Consider the following 17164-nt stretch of genomic DNA (forward strand, 5'->3'; position numbering starts at 1 on the left):
TCTATTTCTGAATGAAGTGTTTGATGCTTTTTGCATCAAAGAGAGTAGTCAGTTCCTTTCTCAAAAACACAGGATAGACTTCCATTCGCTCCAGTTCGTCCAAGGAAAACCATCGGAAGATTAACTTACCGTTATCCTCTAGACCTTTGAATTCTATTTCACTATAAAGCTTATGGGCTTCCGGCAATGTGATGACATAATAAAAACCAACTTCATGATACTTCAGGCCATCATATTCAAAGAAATCTTCACTAACATATGCGAGCCTGTGCGCTTCTACATGAACACCCAGTTCCTCCATCATCTCTCGCACAATAGCCGCTTCTATTGTTTCGTTCAATTCCACCCGCCCTCCGGGCAGATTCCAGAAATCATCCTGTTCAGTCGTATGCAAAAGAACTCTTCCCGCATCCATAACAATACCTGCCACACGGAAGTTGATTTTGTTGTTATTTTGTTCATACGATATATTATTGTTATCTGCAGTGGTCATCTCGCTGACCATCCATCAGCAAATCCGTCCATGAATCCCATGATGAATGAGGGAATAATGAGTACGAGCAATAAAATTAAACTGGCTATGCCCCATCTAAGAATTACTTTCCGTTTGCTCCAAACACCTATAATAATTAAGATTGCGGTTGTTGCAATTAAGGCTACTTCATAAAATGTCATCAAACTGTCCTCCGGTATGTATTCGTATTTCATTAAGGTTACTCCAGAATCTTTTCTAGCTTGTGCCTACAAGCCTCGCGGTCATAATCCGAATTATCCAGCCATACCTTATCCATCTGAAGTAACCCATAGATTTCGGACTCCAGCTTCTTTCTTTCCTGCAAAACCTGTACCGTACCTTTAACACCCTGATAACCCTGTGCCTGCCCCAAACCCTGGTTCGTATAATAATTAATGAATCCCTCTGACCATTCTTTTGGTCTTTCACTAACTGCCTTATCAAAGGTATAGGATATATCCTTCTGGTCGATATAGATGAGAAGTGGATTCAGAGCATGAATGATACGACCCAGTTCCAATACATACTGCACGTTCTGCTCTTTGGATTGATTGCATTTTACGAGACCCATAGTCAGTGGATTCTGGATAAAACAACACTCAAATATCGTGATGCAATCATCATTCGCGTTTAACACGTTTTGGGCGAAATCTTGCCACTTCTCGGTGATCAGCTTTACATTTTGCTCAAAAGGAATTTCGTAAATATCTCGGCTGAAAATATCCTGTAGAAGGTGATCGGGAAGCTCTATTCCCCATTGTTCTTTCATCTTACGATAAGGAATTAGGAAACCTTGACCATGGACAGTTGCATTACTTTCAAGAATCTCTCTGTATTCTTCATGTGTGGTTAATAGGGTCCTGAAGTCTCCAGTATGATAAAAAGCAACACCTTCGTAATCAGCAGGGTGATCCAGGTTCCCTTCTTGAAATAGTTGTACCTCCTTGCCTTTTCCCTTTAAAATTTCGGATACCATTTGGGCAACCGTTGACTTGCCTGAACCCGGTAATCCTTCAATCAGTATTAATCGCCTTGTCATCATTACATCATCCTTTAGTTTGTGTGAAGATATGGATCTTCCATGTGTCAGACACTAGGTTATTAATCGATATCTGCAATAACCCATTGCGCAGAATCGCCATCTTCTTTCTTTTTCCAAAACACCATCGTAATGTTATACTCTTCGTTGTTCTCTTTTAACTCATTAACCGTCACCGCTGCCTGATAGAGCTTCCTTTGCTCCTGTATAGTTATATCGCTCATCGAAGTAGCCTTGAGAACTTTGTATCTTCCCATGCCCGATATAGGAGATTTTGGATCAAAAAGATTCATATATGCTTTTTCATCCTTTTCGTATAAATAACGCATACGGGCATTCATAAGTTTGACGATTTCCAATTCATCCCCTGTATAGTTTGTTTCATCGAGGTACTCTGGTGGGATGTCTTCTTTCTCTTGGGATGTCGATATTTCTTCATCTTGCTGTGCATCTTCAGTGTTTCCTTTGTTCTGACAGGCCACCAGAAGTAGAAATATTAATGAAACTATCATTAACTTCTTCATATTCCATCCTCCGATCAGCATTCGTCTAATCTTCCAAACCTCCCACGATCATGAGCTGCGTTGGGCGCTGAATTCCGACCGTTTTCAAACGTTCGATGATAGAATTACCTTGTTCTGCAAAAGCCGCATAATCTTCAAACGCCTTGGCCCGTTCCATATGCTGTTTGCAGGTATTAGTAACCAAATGTATATCCCGTTCTGCCATAACATCCGGCTTGGGTTCGTTGTATTCGTATGTCCAATGTATACGTATATCACTGGCAGTAACGATATCCCTGACTTCCTGACGCGTGTACGTGTGATGATGGTATATTCCCAAACGCTGATCTATAGCGGCACTGAAATGATGATATAAAATATGAGTCAGCTGGGCTTCATTCGGCTCATCACTGACTAATTCATTCATGAGAAACAGACCGTTTCTTTTCACAACTCGCTTCATTTCTTCCAGGACCTGTGCACCTGGCGGTAAATGATGCAATGCATTCGAAATACAGACCGTATCAAACGTCCCATCTGCAAATCCCATGTTACTCGCATCCATCGGCTTAAACTGAATCCTTCCATGGCCCGCATACGTAGCCTCTGCTTGACGTAACGAATCCATATCCGTATCCATTCCAGTAATCTGTTCGATACCACTGAATAGTTCAAGTAAAGTAGGAATAAATCTACCTGATCCCGTGCCTACGTCCAATACCTGCCCTGCCCGATGCGTACTCAAATGTTTCTTCAATTCATCCACGGAAAACACCATCCCGGTTATGACTTTGCTTTTAATTTAAAAGAAGAAGACTTCCTATGTATGTAAAATTTTCTCTCAAGGTACATCATAACCCATAATGTGGAATTTGCGAATAAACGAAGTAAACCATCTCTATTTCTAGCACTTTTCACGCAAAAAAACACGCTTCTCTGCACGAGTTACATCATGCAAAGAGCGCGTATATCAGCAGAACTTTCTCCCAAATTTTGTAACTGTCCACAATCAAACTACCTATCTATTAAATAGCATATTCATTATGCCGACCGCTTCAATCTGAATCTCTTTTTCTTCATTATCCGCAAAACGGTAACTATATGTTGAAAAAATCCCCATATGACGTATATGTCCACCTTTAAAATGAAGCTTCTTTCCCTCACCGTCAATTGTCTGCGTAAACGGCCTGCCTTCATTCACATCATACGATAAATGGATGTCATGTTCACTTGCAAGCCATGCAACAAAATCTTCTTCGTTTGGATTGGTCATGACTAGAATAACGAGCAGAACAACAAGCACAACAATGCCCACTCTTAGTCCCGCGCCCCTCTTGCTACCATGCTGCGTGTTCTCACGCTCCATACCATTCACCCCGTTTCTTTAACCGATATTTCTATGTTCTTCGCCAAAACCCAACCACTCAATCCATAGGAGGATGAGATCACCATGTACTTGTATTTCTCTTCTATTAGCCGAGTTTGTAATTCCTCATAGGAAACATAACTGACAGGCCAACCGTAGCCCTTCCCCGACTCTAACAACTCTCGATTATGAGGGATAAAATGCTCTACGTCCCACTCATCGAGATCCAAAATAATACTGCCATGCAGCGGTGTATCAAACGCATGGGCCATTACACCAGAGAATAAGACATCCATATTTTTCGGCACATCATGACTTGAACGAGTACACATCCTTATCCTTTCGTTCTCTAAATCGACTTCGTAACTTAATATGATGTTGTCATGCAAACTTGGCATAGTACCTCTCCTTCCAGTATGCACATATATCAAACACCGTAATATTGTTTATAGTCTGAGACCCATTCCGCTTTGGAAAAATCAACAAAATCATACGGGCTCGCACTGTTTAAGGTAAAGCAACTCCTCATGGGCCTGCCCCCCGTCCATTTTTTCCAGATAAAATAAAGTCTGACTGACTTTCGGTTCTCAATCTCTTGCTTCAATAGTTCTCGGATCGGCTCTCGATGGATGTCATCAGGCTCCAATCCGTATAACTCCAGCAGTTCTTCCTCGTTCATACTTGTTCTCCTTACCTACTTGAGAATGTTATTTAACTCTTCCGCTTTTTTCCTGCTATCCATTCTAGCATAAAAATAAAAAGCGATGATGTGCAGCCAATGTTCTCATACATGATAAAAAGACTACTCACTCATGAGTAGCCCCTATGCATTCATACATTCATATAACCTTACTCAATCTCCAGATACATCTCCTGATTTTGCAGGATTATCTCATTCATGTGTGCAATAGCTGCTTGTGCCACAGTCTGATATGCAGCATATAATGCCTCTGTTCTCTGGAGCAAGATCGGGTCCTTCTCCAGATCCGTTGGCAGTACCTCACGCCACACTTCATCCACTCTGTTTTTGTCCGTGATCAGACTTTCTATCTGGTCCAGTACAGTTACCATTTCATCTAAATGAAAAAAGTGCATCCCTTTTTTAATTCCATTCCAACTCTTGATCTCAATGATGTTATATGCCGAAAACCAATAAAATTCTGCCAGACTCTTCGTGTGATTGTGATAGGAATAGAACAGAAATAAAGCTTGTTGCCCTTCGTGTAACTTTCGGTATATCTCTGTTTTGGCTGCCATATCTCTGCCCCGTACAGAAACAAGCATCGGTTTAATACACAACCAGCTAAGCTGTTTTGAATGTACATCTTCTGATCGAAGTTTAGCCTTCATAACATGCTCCTCTCTATTCACCACTTTAAGGATTCTCTGGTGCTTTCACTGCAGGGTCATTCTCTCCGCCCATTCTGCGTCTGGATGTCTCCATCTTCCCTGTCGAAGGCACATGGTCAGACGCTTTAGCTAATCCGAATTTGGGCATGTTGGCGTATATGGTCTCAAAGGAACCCGACTGAGCCTTGTATGTCTCATGATAGATCCCTACTGTTCCGTCAGTACCAATGGATCGGTTGAATCTTTTCCAAGCTTCCAAGTGTAATCCGCCCCGTGCGTATTTCTCCAACTCATCGTAAGAGCGCCAGTATTGGAGTAGCGTCACCCCACGCCAGCTTATAAAATACTCTGTACTCAGAAATCCGGTCTCCGGATTCATATACAGTTCTTTAATCATCGGGCCCATGGACTTTAAGACAGGCAGCCATTTATGTATAGCCCACAGACGATTGATCCTCATTCCGATGATAAAAACAACAAATTCTCCCTCAATCTGAGCTGAATATCTTCCCTTATATATATTCGGCACGTCTCTCCTCCTTTATGTGATTCTATTATGCAAGATTAGTTGCTGACCATGGATGCCCATCTTTCGAACACCCCTGTCGAGAAAACCCAATTTCAGATATAACTGCTGTGCCGCAATATTTCTTTCATTTACAGCCAAAATAATCTCATCAATATCCCGATAGCGATGGAGAACGAATTCAGGCAATGCCTTCATTGCTGCCTTCGCATACCCGTTTCCTTGGTGTTCCATCGAAATGGATAGAGCACGTATCAGTATGGTATGAGATGCATCTTTATCTTCAACGTATTCAGAATTTTTATGTAGTATAAAGAATCCAACAGCTTTCTCTTCATGAAGGATAACCATCGGGTCTTTGTCCGGATTTTGTATAGCTTCATCAATCACATCCGCAGGCATTGCAGTAAACTGAAGCTGATCTCCTCTTAGAGCGAAATCATCCAAATCTTGGTCATATTGCTCGTGATAAAGAGCCAACCGAATTGAGTTTCCCATATCCAGACCCTCTCCTTTCATTACAATCATTTTCTAATGAGTCAGGTGGTAAAGCCACACCCCGATATCCCTACCAAAGGTATATACCAAATTCAACACAACGATAGATAATCAAAATGCTGCACTCTTGGGATACTTCTTCATTAGATCAGAATGTTCTATTATTGTTTTTTTGCATGATAGGATCTCCCTTCACGTAAATCTGTATACACATTCCATTTCGTAAACAATTGTTTTAGCGCCAATCCTGTTGTACGTATAAACTCTTCCATAGCTTCCATGGATAAAATATTTAAGTCACCAAAAGGTTCGTTGTCAGGGTTAGCTAAAAACGCCAGTTTCTCTCCTCTATACTGATACACCTCAGATTCCAGCAATCCGCCTAAATTAAATGCTCTCCCCACTTTCAGCGCACTTAACCAATCGTTGGCCTTGTTCCAATTCCGTAAAATCAAAAACTCCAACTTCGTGACATCCTGTGTATACACGCTTCTTCCATTGGGATGAACTTCATATGCAGGATAAATATCGAATGTCCACACACGGTCCGTATAGATATGGGCGATATAACCGCACAGATATTGCATGAATTTGGGATCACTATAGGCTACCTTCTTGTTGGATTCAAAAAATTCTTTAAGTTCTTCGTCAGTTGCAAATCTTCCTGCCTCTGGCATGAGGTGGGTTTTTGCCTTCTCGGTACGAAGATTGGTTCTTACATGGATGGAATCTGGAGCAAGGCTTCCCAATAACAATTCAGGGGATGGCTCGGATATCAACTCGGATGCAATTGCAAAATGAACCATAGGCCAAGGCAATATAAAAACTCCTTTTATAGTAAATTGGATCTTAAAAGAGTTAAATTTCATATCCCAAAATGCACAATACACTTCCCATTTACCTCAGCATACTTTGCCATGTTAGCAAGCTTATGTAATTCGTTGATTAATTCAACTTTGTTGTACACGAGTTTCTCGTAGTAGCCCTTCCGTTCTTCTCCATCAACACAGTAACTCCCTGTTAGAACAATCGGATCCGCCGCATGGTTAAATAGATCGATCCAGGCCCGAATGAGTTGATGAAACTTCAACAAAACATCCTGTTCTTCAATAACGGTTATTCCATAGTTGTTCAGCCCACTACATCTCATGCAGGTAGATGGATTCCAAGTATCCAACCAACAAAGGGAATCATAGATGTACGCAATGAATTCGTCTTCCAAGGTCGCATGATTCTCTGTGGTTAATCCACTTCCTTGTATTCTCCCTTGTGAATCCCATGAGTAGGAGGTATGGATATTCCCGTCCACTTGCGATTTGTTTTCGATAACAAAATAATGCTTTGGCATTCCTACGTACTTCCCCCTTACACGTCACTCACATAGGACTCCTCTTAATTCATCATAACCCATGTATTGGTAAATGGAAATTGAAAAAGATCCTATCTAGCTCCCTAATTAGGAGAAGTAAATAGGACCGGGATAAAACTTCCTTACATTCATAAAATCCTTCGTTTACTCAGAAATTTTGTTCCTTCTTCTCGATACATCTCTATAAATTCATTGGTCACATGATCATGCCTCAGCATTCCCATATAATCTGTTCCAGGTTTCTTTGGTCTATAATCTGAATCCACCATGTAGATATTAAAGTGCACCTCATCTTCGTCCTCTGATACATCCGTATGATCGAAAAGTGAAATCACTTCATATTTACCGAGAAACCTAAACGGAGATTCCTGACGCTCTATAATATAAAAAGGATATGTGAGGTTCTCTATCTGAACGAATTTCTGGTATCCCTTAAGCTCATCTGGTATAAGATCCATGTACTGTCTAGCTACATCTTCTGCCTGAAATACACCCGAAATCCACTTCAAATCCCCCTTGGTTGCTGCGATAATGAACAGAGCAATCACCTTCTAATTCAAATATTATTTCTCTCTTTCACGCACAAAAGTCTGGGACAAAATCCGGTGGCTACCAGCGATGTTGTCAATTTCAATGTTATATTCAGACTCGGTATATTCAATCTGATGTTGCTCATAATATCTTTTCCAGAACGAAACTGCCACTGCATTGTTAGCAAGCTGTTCCACTTGGAATGTACCCTCAAATTGAGCAAAAACCAAGTCAACCGCTTGTGCTGCCAGCCCCTGCCCGCGATATTTTTTCACCAGGAACAGCTCTTGCACGGTATAATCCACTTCTTCCGGCACATATGGAGGTGAGCACACCAGTACGAATCCAATAACCTTCCCTTCATACTGAATCAAAAACGGATGTAATTCATCACGTTCCAAATATAAATAGGTGTTAGTTGGATCATATTTCCCCTCTTCTAGTAGATCCTCGCCAGAAAATTCAGACAGATCATATAAGTACAAGTTGTACAGGTTGAGAAACAATTCCTTCTGCTCTGGCAAAATACTCGTAATTTGTACATTCATCTTCATTACATATCTCCCTTAGTTAATGAGTTGGTTAGTGATCCATACATAACCTTTCCGATGTCCACAACGAGTTTGCTGTGCCCTGTTCTCAATATATCCTTTCAACCACAGCAGATATAGGCAAAGTTTGGTTTAAATCATAGAGTAACCTTAACTGTCGTAGTGGAAGTGTACATTTGTGCAAAAAAAAAAGACTCCCTACAGAGTCCGATTATTGGTCTTATCTTTATTTTTCACCAAGTATCCATTAGCACTTAGCTAATAATTATTGAATTATATAGGTTCAACTAAACTTTTTACACAAAAACGGAGAGGACAGAAATAACCTGAAGAAGCGGAGCGTTCGCCTTTATCACCGGATTTCCCCTTTAAAAAGGGAATCAAAAAAATCTGGGGATAACAGCGATCGGAAGGTTGCTCTGTCATTGGAGTGCTCAGTGTAAACCTCTTTAGTTGAACTTATATAGATAATCAACCACAGGATATGAGATCACATTGCGATCTCTGTACGTTGAAGTCACCGCTTCGTGATGTGTGCTAAGAATTCCATTTTGCAACATCACCGGCCGGAAACCACGCTCCATCGCTCCGTTGTAGGTGAATAGAACACATTCTTCTGCGGCAAAACCAGCGATGATCACCAATTCGATTCCATGACTCTTCAACACCTGCTCCAGATCGGTCTGCCAGAAGGCATTGGAAGCTTCCTTGGTAACCGTGAGATCCTTCTCGTTCACATCCACCTCGGGAATAATACGATACTCTTCCGGTTTGGCCTCCTCCATTCCCTCCACATCCTGCACGTGAACGACCACATGTTCATTCAATCGCAGCACGTTAGCCACATGGTTAATGTACTCACAGGCATGGTCTATCGAAGTCTGGTCCATCTTTTTCCGTACAATACTCTCTTGCATATCAACAATTAGCAAACCTACTTTCATCCTATCTCTCCTCAATAATAAATTTTACGTCTCATGGCTTAGTAACTTCCTTTGTTAAACTGAGAACTTAATCTTTAAATAATTCATTCAGCATCCGGTCGCGGTTCTCCAGAAAACTGCGAGTAATCTGATAATGATCGGTCTCCTCATAGGCTACCTCTTGAATATGGCTATCGTCAAAACTTAAAATCTCTGCCCCCGGATACCCCAGCAGAATGGGTGAGTGCGTCGCAATAATGAATTGCGAAGTGCCTGAGAGATCATGAAGGATACGCAATAAGGAAAGCTGCCTAGCTGGAGATAAAGCGGCTTCGGGCTCATCGAGCAGATAGATGCCTTTGGAACTGAAGCGATTGACGAACAAGTTGAGAAAAGACTCTCCGTGCGATTGTTCATGTAATGAACGCCCGCCATAATATTGAAGTGACTCCGGCATCGCATCCACATGTGATGCGAATTGATAGAAGGATTCAGAGCGCATGAAAAAACCATTCGTTATTTTGGGCAACCATGCCAGCCTGAGATAATTCCCGAGCGAGGATTCCGAAGCATGTGTCTCATAGGTATTATTCCTGCCGCCCCCTGCGGTATTGAATCCACATTGATGAGCGATGCCTTCCAGCAGCGTAGATTTCCCAGAACCATTTTCACCTACAAAAAAAGTAATGTTATTCGTGAGCTCCAAACGTTCCAAGGACCGTATCGCGGGGATGTCAAAAGGATATTGGTCCCGATTCTCAATCTTGGCCGACATGAGTTCCACACTTCGAAGATACATAATCATCCTCCCACATTTATTTTATATAAGTTTAACTAAAGAATATTTACAATTATGAGGATAACGAAAAGCTGCGGGTTTATTGCCTTCATAATAGAAGTGCCCAATCCAGGATAAAGCGTAATGGATGACAACGAGTAGCAACGTGACTTTGATATCAATAAACAAAAAAATCCATGCCACAAACGCCGATATAAACGCGAAATAATGCAAAATGCGGTTATTCCGATCCTGATGCTCCTGAAGGTAATAACGCAAGTCCTTGCGCAGACGATTCAACATCAACCCACATCCATTCACCTATAATAAGGCTCCTTATTTCCCAATCCATCGTAACCTATTTCGGGGTACATATGAAACCGTTTCAACCAAAAAAGAGCAAGCCATAGGCTTACTCTTTCTTCAGGTTAATAGACAAATCTGCGCTGCGCCCAATAGCTGAATACAAAGATCGATACCTCGGTCAATAATTTGGCTGCGAGCAGTGGAATAATCAGTTTTTCATTATAAAAGTACAATAAACCATAGTTTAATAACAGCACCAGCAAGACAAGTGAGAAATATTTGGGCAAAGACTGCCGAACCTTCGAGGTTCGTCCAGCGGAAAATACATACTTCCGATTAATCGTATAGTTGAAGATGGAACTGCATAGTCTTGCTGCGACAACCGACAGAAACAGATTGTGTGTGAAATACTGAATAACAAATAATAGTCCAAAATCAATCAGAGCGGACAGCACCGAAGATGTGCTGAACATCAGGATTGGCATATAGATCCGGAATGAATCAACCAGCGGGCGGAAATGGGAGGACTCATTGTGATCCAGATACACCGTATCAATAAACTCCTCCGTAATCTCATACCCTTCCTTGTGTGCCGTTAACAGCATGTTCATCTCGTATTCAAACCGATCCCCGGGAATCTGGTTCAGCCAGTCCAGCATGGAGTAAGGAAAACCGCGTAGACCCGTCTGCGTGTCATATACTTTGGTACCTGTTGTGAGGGAAAAGACCGCCCGTGTGACGGTGTTGCCAAAACGGCTGCGTGCTGGAATTTTACCACTGAAGCGACGGCTGCCGAGTACAATTCCTGGTGTCGTTTGTGCAAGCAATACTTCGAAGATACGCTTAATATCATGTGGCAGATGCTGTCCGTCACTATCTGCGCACACGACACCACCCTGAGGTCCAAACTCCTTAATGTACTGGAAGCCTGTCTTCAACGCCCTGCCCTTACCCAGATTGACGGGATGTGTCAGGACCGTACAGCCATAGGCTTCTGCTGTTTCAAAAATGCCACGGTAACCGGGTCCACTACCATCATCCACAATCACAATAGGTCCAAGCTTAAATGTCTGTAACTGCAGAACAAGATTTAGCAAACGCACATCGGGTTCATATGATGGAATTAATATCGTCATGATCCTTGTCCCTCCGTCAGATATAAAATGTCACTTACGCCACGTTCCTGGTTGCGTCCCAGCGGGTTATTAACGACTCTGCCCATAAAATACATCGTGGATGAACCGCCGCCGTCCAGATTGTAGGCTTCGGTTGCTCCAAGGCCTTTCATGACATCAGCCAGTTCTGCCAAGGTCATGCCACGGCTGTCGTCCTGCCGTCCGTCCACCACCACGAAGACGTAATGATTCGGAGCAATCATGCCGATCGCAGTTCTTGGATTCGCATCCTGGATGGAGCGGTTGCCAAAGTTGTTATCGATTTTCACACTGCTAAAATCACTGACGATCTCGCCATCCTGAATCAGAATGGGCCCAAAGGATAACGTATTGGTTGCACCTTCGGCCAGCAATTCCGAGGAAGAAATCTCGTTCTCGTTATAGGTTTTCATCGTTCCGTCATTGAACAGGGCAAGTGCATCCCGCGTGGGGCTGTCCCGATACAATGTTCCATTTCGAATAATGACACCATCATCACGGAATCCATAGTAATCACCGTTAATGGCAAAGATCGCATTGTTGGCTGCGGCAATCTCTGACGTATTTTCGGTAATGTTTGTTCCAAAGCTGTTATCCGCCAGCGCGGTTCGCAGGCTGCTTGCATCTGTTAGCTGAACGTCAGCAACATAATACGTAATCTGATCCGAGCCTGAACCAGTCTGTACCTTTTCAATATTGACTTTCATATCATCACTCGAATAATTCCAATCATCTGACGTTGCATTTACTTCAGTCGTAGTGGTCGTAGTACTGCTGGAATCATTGGCGTTGCCTGTTGTTGCCGTTGCCGTGTTCTCATCCGCCACAATCACCTGCACATGCCGGATCAGGTAACGGTCAGCCAAGCTGTACAGGATTCCACCTACCGCAAGCACGATGACCAGTGTGATGATGAGCCATCTGCGCTTTCTTGGGGAGATCGGTCTTTTATTTGGGTCTTTCCGGGTTGGTTTCTCATAGATCTTCATCATGTAAAGCTCACCTCTTCATCTAAGTCTTAAGGTCATATTAGGCCGGGTAGCTTAAATGAATCTGAAACCATATCAAAAAAGGTGATCCGTTTTCCTATTAAGGAAATCAGATCACCTTGATTTTTTAATCTATAGAACCCTAAATGTCACTGTTATCGTGTACATATTTCGTTCAACATTCATATCACATCTTCAACAGGTCTTCCTGTTATGCGTCTGCAAAAAGAGCATCGTATGCGGGACATGGCCGCTTTTCCAAAAATTCCGTTAACGCCGGTGGCTGCTGAGCATAGATATCCTTCAACGACGTTCCGTTATAAATGTTGCCAATCACGACAGGATGGCATAACTCACAGATGAGAATATCCCCGTTGCCGTGCAAGTGCAGCTGTTTCGTGCCATCCACACAATTCGAGAAATACACACCAGGTTGTTCACGCAAATTCAACTGTTCAGCAAACCGATCCATACAGGTAAAATAGAGCGTTGTATCTGGCTTTTTATGTTTAATTAATTCCGTCACAGATCGAACAAGGGACTCTTTGGATACAATCTGGCTCCAATCGGTATGTGGCATCTTAATGCTATTCTGGATCTCATGGATGCGCACACCCAGATCATACACCTTATTGCTAATGGCCTGCATGTTCGCTTGGTTACCTTCAAACAGTAACGTTTCTAGCACCGTCTCCAGACCGGCTTCCGTACACAAACGGATATTCTGCTCCAGTCTTTCATACATGCGAGGATGCACACGGTAGTACGCAGCATAGGACTCCGCATCCGTATAATTGAACGAGATATGGATGTTGGACAAGCCTGCATCACGCAACGCGAGAATCCTTTCTTCGGTCAGCAGACTAGCATTACTATTCAATTGTGTATCAATGCCATGTGCTGCACAGTACGTCACAATCTCCAGGCAATCCTGGTATTTCAGTGTTACTTCTCCTCCGGACAATCGCACTCGCTTGAGACGAGGAAGTTCACTAATAATACGGATAACTTCCTGACTAGTAATACATGCTCCATCATCCCGATTGTAGGCACAGCAGTAGTCACATTTATAATTGCAGTTCGACGTCACTCCCACTTCAAGCCCTTCCAGCTCATATACGCCAGGGGTTTCCAGTTCAAGTGATTTATATTTGTTTTTGGCTATCAATTCGTTGTACCTCCTGGTTCCTTCATTCTATCCACGTTTGGATAACTTGAAGAGTATAGCGGATGGCACACGGTTGACGATATAACATTATGCACGTTGGTTGTTGTAATGTGTGATGCAAGGTAATTCCAGCATCCCTCTATTGTATGTCATCCACGTTGAACTCTGGATTATAGGCAAACTCATGGCTTGCCAGCATGATGAATGAGACACGACCTTTTTGATCAAAATTCATGGACAACCCTTTCATGTTCTCAAATCCTCCTTCCAATATTGCATGATCAAAGGACGGTATGACATGGTAGTCTCCTTGTTTATTTTTCTCCATGACATATGTAATACTTTTTACTTTTCCTTTTTTAGTATCTATAAAAGCTTTTTTGTCGTATTGTTGGAAGACCTCCTGAACTGTACTTCCATAACCTATCCCTCTTGGCGTTTTATACTTTTTGAACTTTGCCGGGCCATCAATCATAATGCCATCCACAATGCCATCTTTGTAATGAATTCTCATATCTTTGTACTGATAGACATTCGTGTAGTAGTAATAATCCACGTGGAGTCCAAGTTGCTGCTCAACCTCTTCACGAGTACTTCCTAATTTAATCGTAATATCTTTGGATTTAATCTGAAATTGGAATTCATCCTCAGTAAATATCTTAGTTGCATGAGGTGCAGGAGGTTCTTTTGAAACGGCATTACGATTGTATGTCACTTCTGAGCTACTTAAAAAAGTCATGAATAACATAAGATACAGAATTCCTTTGTTCAACCTCGATCACCCTTTCAAAAATACATTCTTTATTTAATACGAGTATAGAAGTCTTCTTTTACGATAGCATACATCTTCAGATCCTGAAGCTCATTTTTCACCTTCATGTATTTCCTCAGCACACCTTCGAATTGCATGCCTGCCTTCTCCATGACCTTGGCGGAACCTGTGTTTTCCACTAAACATCTGGCCTGGATTCGCTCGAGCCCCACTTCGTCAAATCCAAATTGGATGATTCGTTTCACTACCTCGGTCATGTAGCCTTGATTCCAAAATTGATCAGATAATACATATCCCAGCTCAACTCTCCTGTTATCGCTGTCACATCCTAGATAGTTACAACTACCAATCAGCCTATTGGTGTGTTTATCTTCAATCCCCCATGGGCCTATTAGATCCGTCTCATAGCGACTCATGACAAAATCCAAAAAAGCCTTGGTGTCTTCTATGCTCTGATGCGCGTCCCAAGTGGTGAACTCCGATACAGCAGGTACAACGCAGTAACTGTACATATCCTCCAGATCATCAGAGGTAAGAGGTCGGAGTAACGTCCGTTCGGTTTCCAACACGGGAAATGGTTCGAAGAAACTTTCAATCGTTTTCATAAATTTATCCTCCCTCAGATTGTTAGGAAAAAGAAACACACAGCGGTTCGGTCCGTATTGCCTAGCTCATCTGTTCTAAAATTAAGGCCACAACCTGAGTGTATTCCACTGCCCATCTTGCATCGAATATCGGACTCGTACATGCTTGCGCTCCGAATCTCCCTGCCAAAATTCCACCTCTTGTGCATTCACGGCATATAAACGCCAATTAGGTGTAACGACACCGGGATCATGACTTATCCTTACTTTCTGAGCTTCGATGGAACGATCCAGTACTTCCTCGCTATCCAAAACCTCACTCTGATGTCCTGTCATGGCAACTGCTCTCGCTCCAGCTGAACGTTTGCGGAAATCATTAGCGCCCGCTTCATCTCCACAATCTTCGGCAATTCCCCTTATCCGAATCTGTCTTCCAAGGGAAGGCCAGTAGAAGGTGAGAGCCACATGATGGTTCTCCTTCAACTGCTGCCCTTTTCGGCTCTCCGAACTGGAGGCAAAATAAAACGTTTCGTCAATTACGTTTTTCAAAATCAACACCCGCGCATCAGGGTAACCGTCGTGATCCACAGTCGAGATCGTCATGGCATGAGGTTCTTTCACTTCGTTCTCAACCGCCAATCTTAACCAATCCAAAAATAGTTTCCCTGGCCGCTCCGGCAACTGCCCCATATCCCACGTTGGAAATGGTCCAGATAAAGACTTCAAATGTTGTAACAGTTCAATGGGTTGATCAGTCATGCCATCGCCTCCTTCTTTTATTTAACTATTCGTTTATTTTTATCCTTTACTCTCCGCTTCCCATGTAAGCAGATCATTGTCTTCTTCAAAATAAATACCCAAGAGCATCCGTGGTTCACCCATTCCGTTAGACATATCAAACAACTAATCTAGATGACTCAACACATTTGCGTTGCTTAGTTTCCAACCATGCCTTCCCTTTTCAACGGTATGTACACTGGTGTTGTCCATGGGATAAAAACTGGACTTATTGCTCCATTCCCTCTTCTCAAGCAGGTAATACAGGATGTTAATCACTCCGCCGTGAGTAATTAACAGAACATTGGACTTGACTGTTTGTTCCTCTATATCTCTAAGAAGACTCTCGAAAGATGTGCTTATCCGGTTATAAAAATCCCTTGGACTTTCTCCTCTTGGAAAAGGTGAATCCATCTCAAGGGTGTTGAAATAAACTCCCGGGTAATGTTCTTCAGCATCCTTATGGAGCATGCCTGCCATATCTCCGTTATTCATCTCCCGCCAATCTTTCATTAAGCTAGCCTGCATATGTAATTTCTTCTCAATTTCCCGTGTAGTCTGTACTGCACGAGGAAGATCACTGCTAATAATCGTATGTATGTTGTACTCCTCAGCATGATGATGCAAATGCTCGCCCAGTCTCCTGGATTGATTGATCCCCTGTTCCGTAAGTCCACGCTCACTCCATCCGCCTCGATATCCTTCCTCGTCCATCCCATGCCTTATCAGATAAATTTTCAAGATCTCTCCTCCGTTTCACATTGAACAGGTTAACTTTCATCTATAACGACTTTCGTATGTATCAAATAAACCCGACCTCAGATAGCTTCTATCCAAGATCGGGCATTTCCTGCTTACCATCTATCTTACAAATGTGTTATGAACTCGCTCGGATTTGATAAAATAAGGAATCCAGATGGCACAACTAAGTACCGACTTGCCAATATCTCTTAACGAGCTTCCATCCTCAAGTTCTCTTGCCATCGGAATCTGAAGCAACAATAAATAATCAATGATACTCACGGCTAGACTGACACTATAAAACATGATCATAAGACGAGGAAAGATCGATTTTTTGCTATAAAAAGCAATGATCGTATAAATGCCAAACACTAAAAAGAGCGTGTTATATACTGTTTCAAAAATAACGACTGGTCCCCATAACGGGTGATAATATTCAGATTGCTCCGAAGTTAGCAGCTCCCAAGTCTCTGTTGTAAGCATGGGCAAACAATACAGAATCAATTGGATCGCCAGAAAAATCACCGTAAGAAATAATCCAATCTGGGTGAGAATCAGCCAACCACCTAAGCCCGATACGCCTAGTGGACGGTAGTCTGTCTTTTGCTCTTGAATATGTGGTTCCACTTAGTAACACTTCCTTAATCAGTTTTGTCTTTCTGAGATGAGTCTTCCTTGTAATATTGCCAATTGAATCTACGGATAATTCTTTCACCCTACTTTAC

General features: G+C 42.4%; 25 protein-coding genes. All 25 read right to left on the minus strand.

Features of this window, described 5'->3' with window-relative positions; all coding sequences use genetic code 11:
• Nucleotide 1 precedes the first annotated feature (1 nt).
• The 25 genes from NSQ38_RS27765 to NSQ38_RS27885 all read right to left on the minus strand — a co-directional run bounded on the left by NSQ38_RS27765 (nucleotide 2) and on the right by NSQ38_RS27885 (nucleotide 17066).
• Nucleotides 2-493 (minus strand): NUDIX hydrolase, encoded by a 492-nt coding sequence (locus tag NSQ38_RS27765; protein ID WP_339785147.1) that lies wholly within the window; start codon nucleotides 491-493, stop codon nucleotides 2-4.
• Nucleotides 494-713: 220 nt separating this feature from the next.
• Nucleotides 714-1556, minus strand: a complete 843-nt coding sequence (locus NSQ38_RS27770) for a hypothetical protein (RefSeq protein ID WP_339785149.1) — start codon at nucleotides 1554-1556, stop codon at nucleotides 714-716.
• A gap of 59 nt (nucleotides 1557-1615) precedes the next feature.
• On the minus strand, nucleotides 1616-2077 hold the full coding sequence (locus NSQ38_RS27775; protein WP_339785151.1) for a hypothetical protein: 462 nt from the start codon (nucleotides 2075-2077) through the stop codon (nucleotides 1616-1618).
• 25 nt (nucleotides 2078-2102) lie between these two features.
• Nucleotides 2103-2822, minus strand: coding sequence for a class I SAM-dependent methyltransferase (locus tag NSQ38_RS27780; protein WP_339785153.1), 720 nt, complete (start codon nucleotides 2820-2822; stop codon nucleotides 2103-2105).
• 252 nt (nucleotides 2823-3074) lie between these two features.
• Complete coding sequence (locus tag NSQ38_RS27785; protein ID WP_339785156.1) at nucleotides 3075-3422, minus strand: hypothetical protein; 348 nt, start codon at nucleotides 3420-3422, stop codon at nucleotides 3075-3077.
• A 5-nt stretch (nucleotides 3423-3427) separates the two neighbouring features.
• Nucleotides 3428-3820, minus strand: coding sequence for a hypothetical protein (locus NSQ38_RS27790; protein ID WP_339785159.1), 393 nt, complete (start codon nucleotides 3818-3820; stop codon nucleotides 3428-3430).
• Between the two features lie 29 nt (nucleotides 3821-3849).
• Nucleotides 3850-4101 (minus strand): hypothetical protein, encoded by a 252-nt coding sequence (locus tag NSQ38_RS27795; RefSeq protein ID WP_339785163.1) that lies wholly within the window; start codon nucleotides 4099-4101, stop codon nucleotides 3850-3852.
• 170 nt (nucleotides 4102-4271) lie between these two features.
• A complete protein-coding gene (locus NSQ38_RS27800; RefSeq protein ID WP_339785166.1) occupies nucleotides 4272-4772 on the minus strand; it encodes a hypothetical protein in 501 nt (166 codons plus the stop codon).
• 25 nt (nucleotides 4773-4797) lie between these two features.
• A complete protein-coding gene (locus NSQ38_RS27805; protein WP_339785169.1) occupies nucleotides 4798-5301 on the minus strand; it encodes a DUF4188 domain-containing protein in 504 nt (167 codons plus the stop codon).
• A gap of 12 nt (nucleotides 5302-5313) precedes the next feature.
• Nucleotides 5314-5826, minus strand: a complete 513-nt coding sequence (locus NSQ38_RS27810) for a GNAT family N-acetyltransferase (RefSeq protein WP_339785172.1) — start codon at nucleotides 5824-5826, stop codon at nucleotides 5314-5316.
• A gap of 131 nt (nucleotides 5827-5957) precedes the next feature.
• Nucleotides 5958-6665: a hypothetical protein gene (locus NSQ38_RS27815; protein WP_339785174.1), complete on the minus strand. Its 708-nt coding sequence runs from the start codon at nucleotides 6663-6665 to the stop codon at nucleotides 5958-5960.
• Entirely contained in the window at nucleotides 6662-7144 is a 483-nt protein-coding gene (locus NSQ38_RS27820) for a hypothetical protein (protein WP_339785177.1), read from the minus strand. The genes NSQ38_RS27815 and NSQ38_RS27820 overlap by 4 nt, the downstream gene beginning before the upstream one ends.
• 149 nt (nucleotides 7145-7293) lie before the next feature.
• Nucleotides 7294-7713, minus strand: coding sequence for a hypothetical protein (locus tag NSQ38_RS27825; RefSeq protein ID WP_339785180.1), 420 nt, complete (start codon nucleotides 7711-7713; stop codon nucleotides 7294-7296).
• A gap of 15 nt (nucleotides 7714-7728) precedes the next feature.
• Complete coding sequence (locus NSQ38_RS27830) at nucleotides 7729-8250, minus strand: GNAT family N-acetyltransferase (RefSeq protein ID WP_339785183.1); 522 nt, start codon at nucleotides 8248-8250, stop codon at nucleotides 7729-7731.
• A gap of 446 nt (nucleotides 8251-8696) precedes the next feature.
• Entirely contained in the window at nucleotides 8697-9191 is a 495-nt protein-coding gene (locus NSQ38_RS27835) for an isochorismatase family cysteine hydrolase (protein ID WP_339785186.1), read from the minus strand.
• Between the two features lie 67 nt (nucleotides 9192-9258).
• The gene (locus NSQ38_RS27840; RefSeq protein ID WP_339785189.1) at nucleotides 9259-9969 is read right to left on the minus strand and encodes an AAA family ATPase; all 711 of its coding nucleotides are present in this window, start codon (nucleotides 9967-9969) and stop codon (nucleotides 9259-9261) included.
• 21 nt (nucleotides 9970-9990) lie between these two features.
• Entirely contained in the window at nucleotides 9991-10251 is a 261-nt protein-coding gene (locus NSQ38_RS27845) for a DUF962 domain-containing protein (protein WP_339785192.1), read from the minus strand.
• A 125-nt stretch (nucleotides 10252-10376) separates the two neighbouring features.
• Entirely contained in the window at nucleotides 10377-11390 is a 1014-nt protein-coding gene (locus NSQ38_RS27850) for a bifunctional glycosyltransferase family 2/GtrA family protein (RefSeq protein ID WP_091033179.1), read from the minus strand.
• A complete protein-coding gene (locus NSQ38_RS27855) occupies nucleotides 11387-12400 on the minus strand; it encodes a phosphodiester glycosidase family protein (protein ID WP_339785195.1) in 1014 nt (337 codons plus the stop codon). The genes NSQ38_RS27850 and NSQ38_RS27855 overlap by 4 nt, the downstream gene beginning before the upstream one ends.
• Nucleotides 12401-12608: 208 nt before the next feature.
• Complete coding sequence (locus tag NSQ38_RS27860) at nucleotides 12609-13565, minus strand: radical SAM protein (RefSeq protein ID WP_339785198.1); 957 nt, start codon at nucleotides 13563-13565, stop codon at nucleotides 12609-12611.
• Nucleotides 13566-13704: 139 nt separating this feature from the next.
• Nucleotides 13705-14337 carry a hypothetical protein gene (locus tag NSQ38_RS27865; protein WP_339785201.1) on the minus strand — a complete coding sequence of 211 codons (633 nt, stop codon included), beginning with the start codon at nucleotides 14335-14337 and terminating at the stop codon, nucleotides 13705-13707.
• A gap of 29 nt (nucleotides 14338-14366) precedes the next feature.
• Nucleotides 14367-14942: a GNAT family protein gene (locus NSQ38_RS27870; protein ID WP_339785204.1), complete on the minus strand. Its 576-nt coding sequence runs from the start codon at nucleotides 14940-14942 to the stop codon at nucleotides 14367-14369.
• A gap of 81 nt (nucleotides 14943-15023) precedes the next feature.
• Nucleotides 15024-15680, minus strand: coding sequence for a pyridoxal 5'-phosphate synthase (locus NSQ38_RS27875; RefSeq protein WP_339785207.1), 657 nt, complete (start codon nucleotides 15678-15680; stop codon nucleotides 15024-15026).
• Between the two features lie 144 nt (nucleotides 15681-15824).
• Nucleotides 15825-16439 carry a histidine phosphatase family protein gene (locus tag NSQ38_RS27880; RefSeq protein WP_339785210.1) on the minus strand — a complete coding sequence of 205 codons (615 nt, stop codon included), beginning with the start codon at nucleotides 16437-16439 and terminating at the stop codon, nucleotides 15825-15827.
• A 120-nt stretch (nucleotides 16440-16559) separates the two neighbouring features.
• Nucleotides 16560-17066: a DUF2569 domain-containing protein gene (locus NSQ38_RS27885; RefSeq protein ID WP_339785212.1), complete on the minus strand. Its 507-nt coding sequence runs from the start codon at nucleotides 17064-17066 to the stop codon at nucleotides 16560-16562.
• Between the last annotated feature and the right edge of the window lie 98 nt (nucleotides 17067-17164).

It is taken from the genome of Paenibacillus sp. FSL R7-0313, from assembly GCF_037969885.1.
Taxonomy (GTDB): Bacteria; Bacillota; Bacilli; order Paenibacillales; family Paenibacillaceae; genus Paenibacillus.

What these genes read in the sequence shown, in the direction of transcription:
- NSQ38_RS27765 (WP_339785147.1), bottom strand. Translation starts at nt 493, where the DNA reads ATGACCACTGCAGATAACAATAATATATCGTATGAACAAAATAACAAC.
- NSQ38_RS27770 (WP_339785149.1), bottom strand. Translation starts at nt 1,556, where the DNA reads ATGATGACAAGGCGATTAATACTGATTGAAGGATTACCGGGTTCAGGC.
- NSQ38_RS27775 (WP_339785151.1), bottom strand. Translation starts at nt 2,077, where the DNA reads ATGAAGAAGTTAATGATAGTTTCATTAATATTTCTACTTCTGGTGGCC.
- NSQ38_RS27785 (WP_339785156.1), bottom strand. Translation starts at nt 3,422, where the DNA reads ATGGAGCGTGAGAACACGCAGCATGGTAGCAAGAGGGGCGCGGGACTA.
- NSQ38_RS27790 (WP_339785159.1), bottom strand. Translation starts at nt 3,820, where the DNA reads ATGCCAAGTTTGCATGACAACATCATATTAAGTTACGAAGTCGATTTA.
- NSQ38_RS27795 (WP_339785163.1), bottom strand. Translation starts at nt 4,101, where the DNA reads ATGAACGAGGAAGAACTGCTGGAGTTATACGGATTGGAGCCTGATGAC.
- NSQ38_RS27800 (WP_339785166.1), bottom strand. Translation starts at nt 4,772, where the DNA reads ATGAAGGCTAAACTTCGATCAGAAGATGTACATTCAAAACAGCTTAGC.
- NSQ38_RS27810 (WP_339785172.1), bottom strand. Translation starts at nt 5,826, where the DNA reads ATGATTGTAATGAAAGGAGAGGGTCTGGATATGGGAAACTCAATTCGG.
- NSQ38_RS27815 (WP_339785174.1), bottom strand. Translation starts at nt 6,665, where the DNA reads ATGAAATTTAACTCTTTTAAGATCCAATTTACTATAAAAGGAGTTTTT.
- NSQ38_RS27820 (WP_339785177.1), bottom strand. Translation starts at nt 7,144, where the DNA reads ATGCCAAAGCATTATTTTGTTATCGAAAACAAATCGCAAGTGGACGGG.
- NSQ38_RS27830 (WP_339785183.1), bottom strand. Translation starts at nt 8,250, where the DNA reads ATGAAGATGAATGTACAAATTACGAGTATTTTGCCAGAGCAGAAGGAA.
- NSQ38_RS27835 (WP_339785186.1), bottom strand. Translation starts at nt 9,191, where the DNA reads ATGAAAGTAGGTTTGCTAATTGTTGATATGCAAGAGAGTATTGTACGG.
- NSQ38_RS27840 (WP_339785189.1), bottom strand. Translation starts at nt 9,969, where the DNA reads ATGTATCTTCGAAGTGTGGAACTCATGTCGGCCAAGATTGAGAATCGG.
- NSQ38_RS27845 (WP_339785192.1), bottom strand. Translation starts at nt 10,251, where the DNA reads ATGTTGAATCGTCTGCGCAAGGACTTGCGTTATTACCTTCAGGAGCAT.
- NSQ38_RS27850 (WP_091033179.1), bottom strand. Translation starts at nt 11,390, where the DNA reads ATGACGATATTAATTCCATCATATGAACCCGATGTGCGTTTGCTAAAT.
- NSQ38_RS27855 (WP_339785195.1), bottom strand. Translation starts at nt 12,400, where the DNA reads ATGATGAAGATCTATGAGAAACCAACCCGGAAAGACCCAAATAAAAGA.
- NSQ38_RS27870 (WP_339785204.1), bottom strand. Translation starts at nt 14,942, where the DNA reads ATGAAAACGATTGAAAGTTTCTTCGAACCATTTCCCGTGTTGGAAACC.
- NSQ38_RS27875 (WP_339785207.1), bottom strand. Translation starts at nt 15,680, where the DNA reads ATGACTGATCAACCCATTGAACTGTTACAACATTTGAAGTCTTTATCT.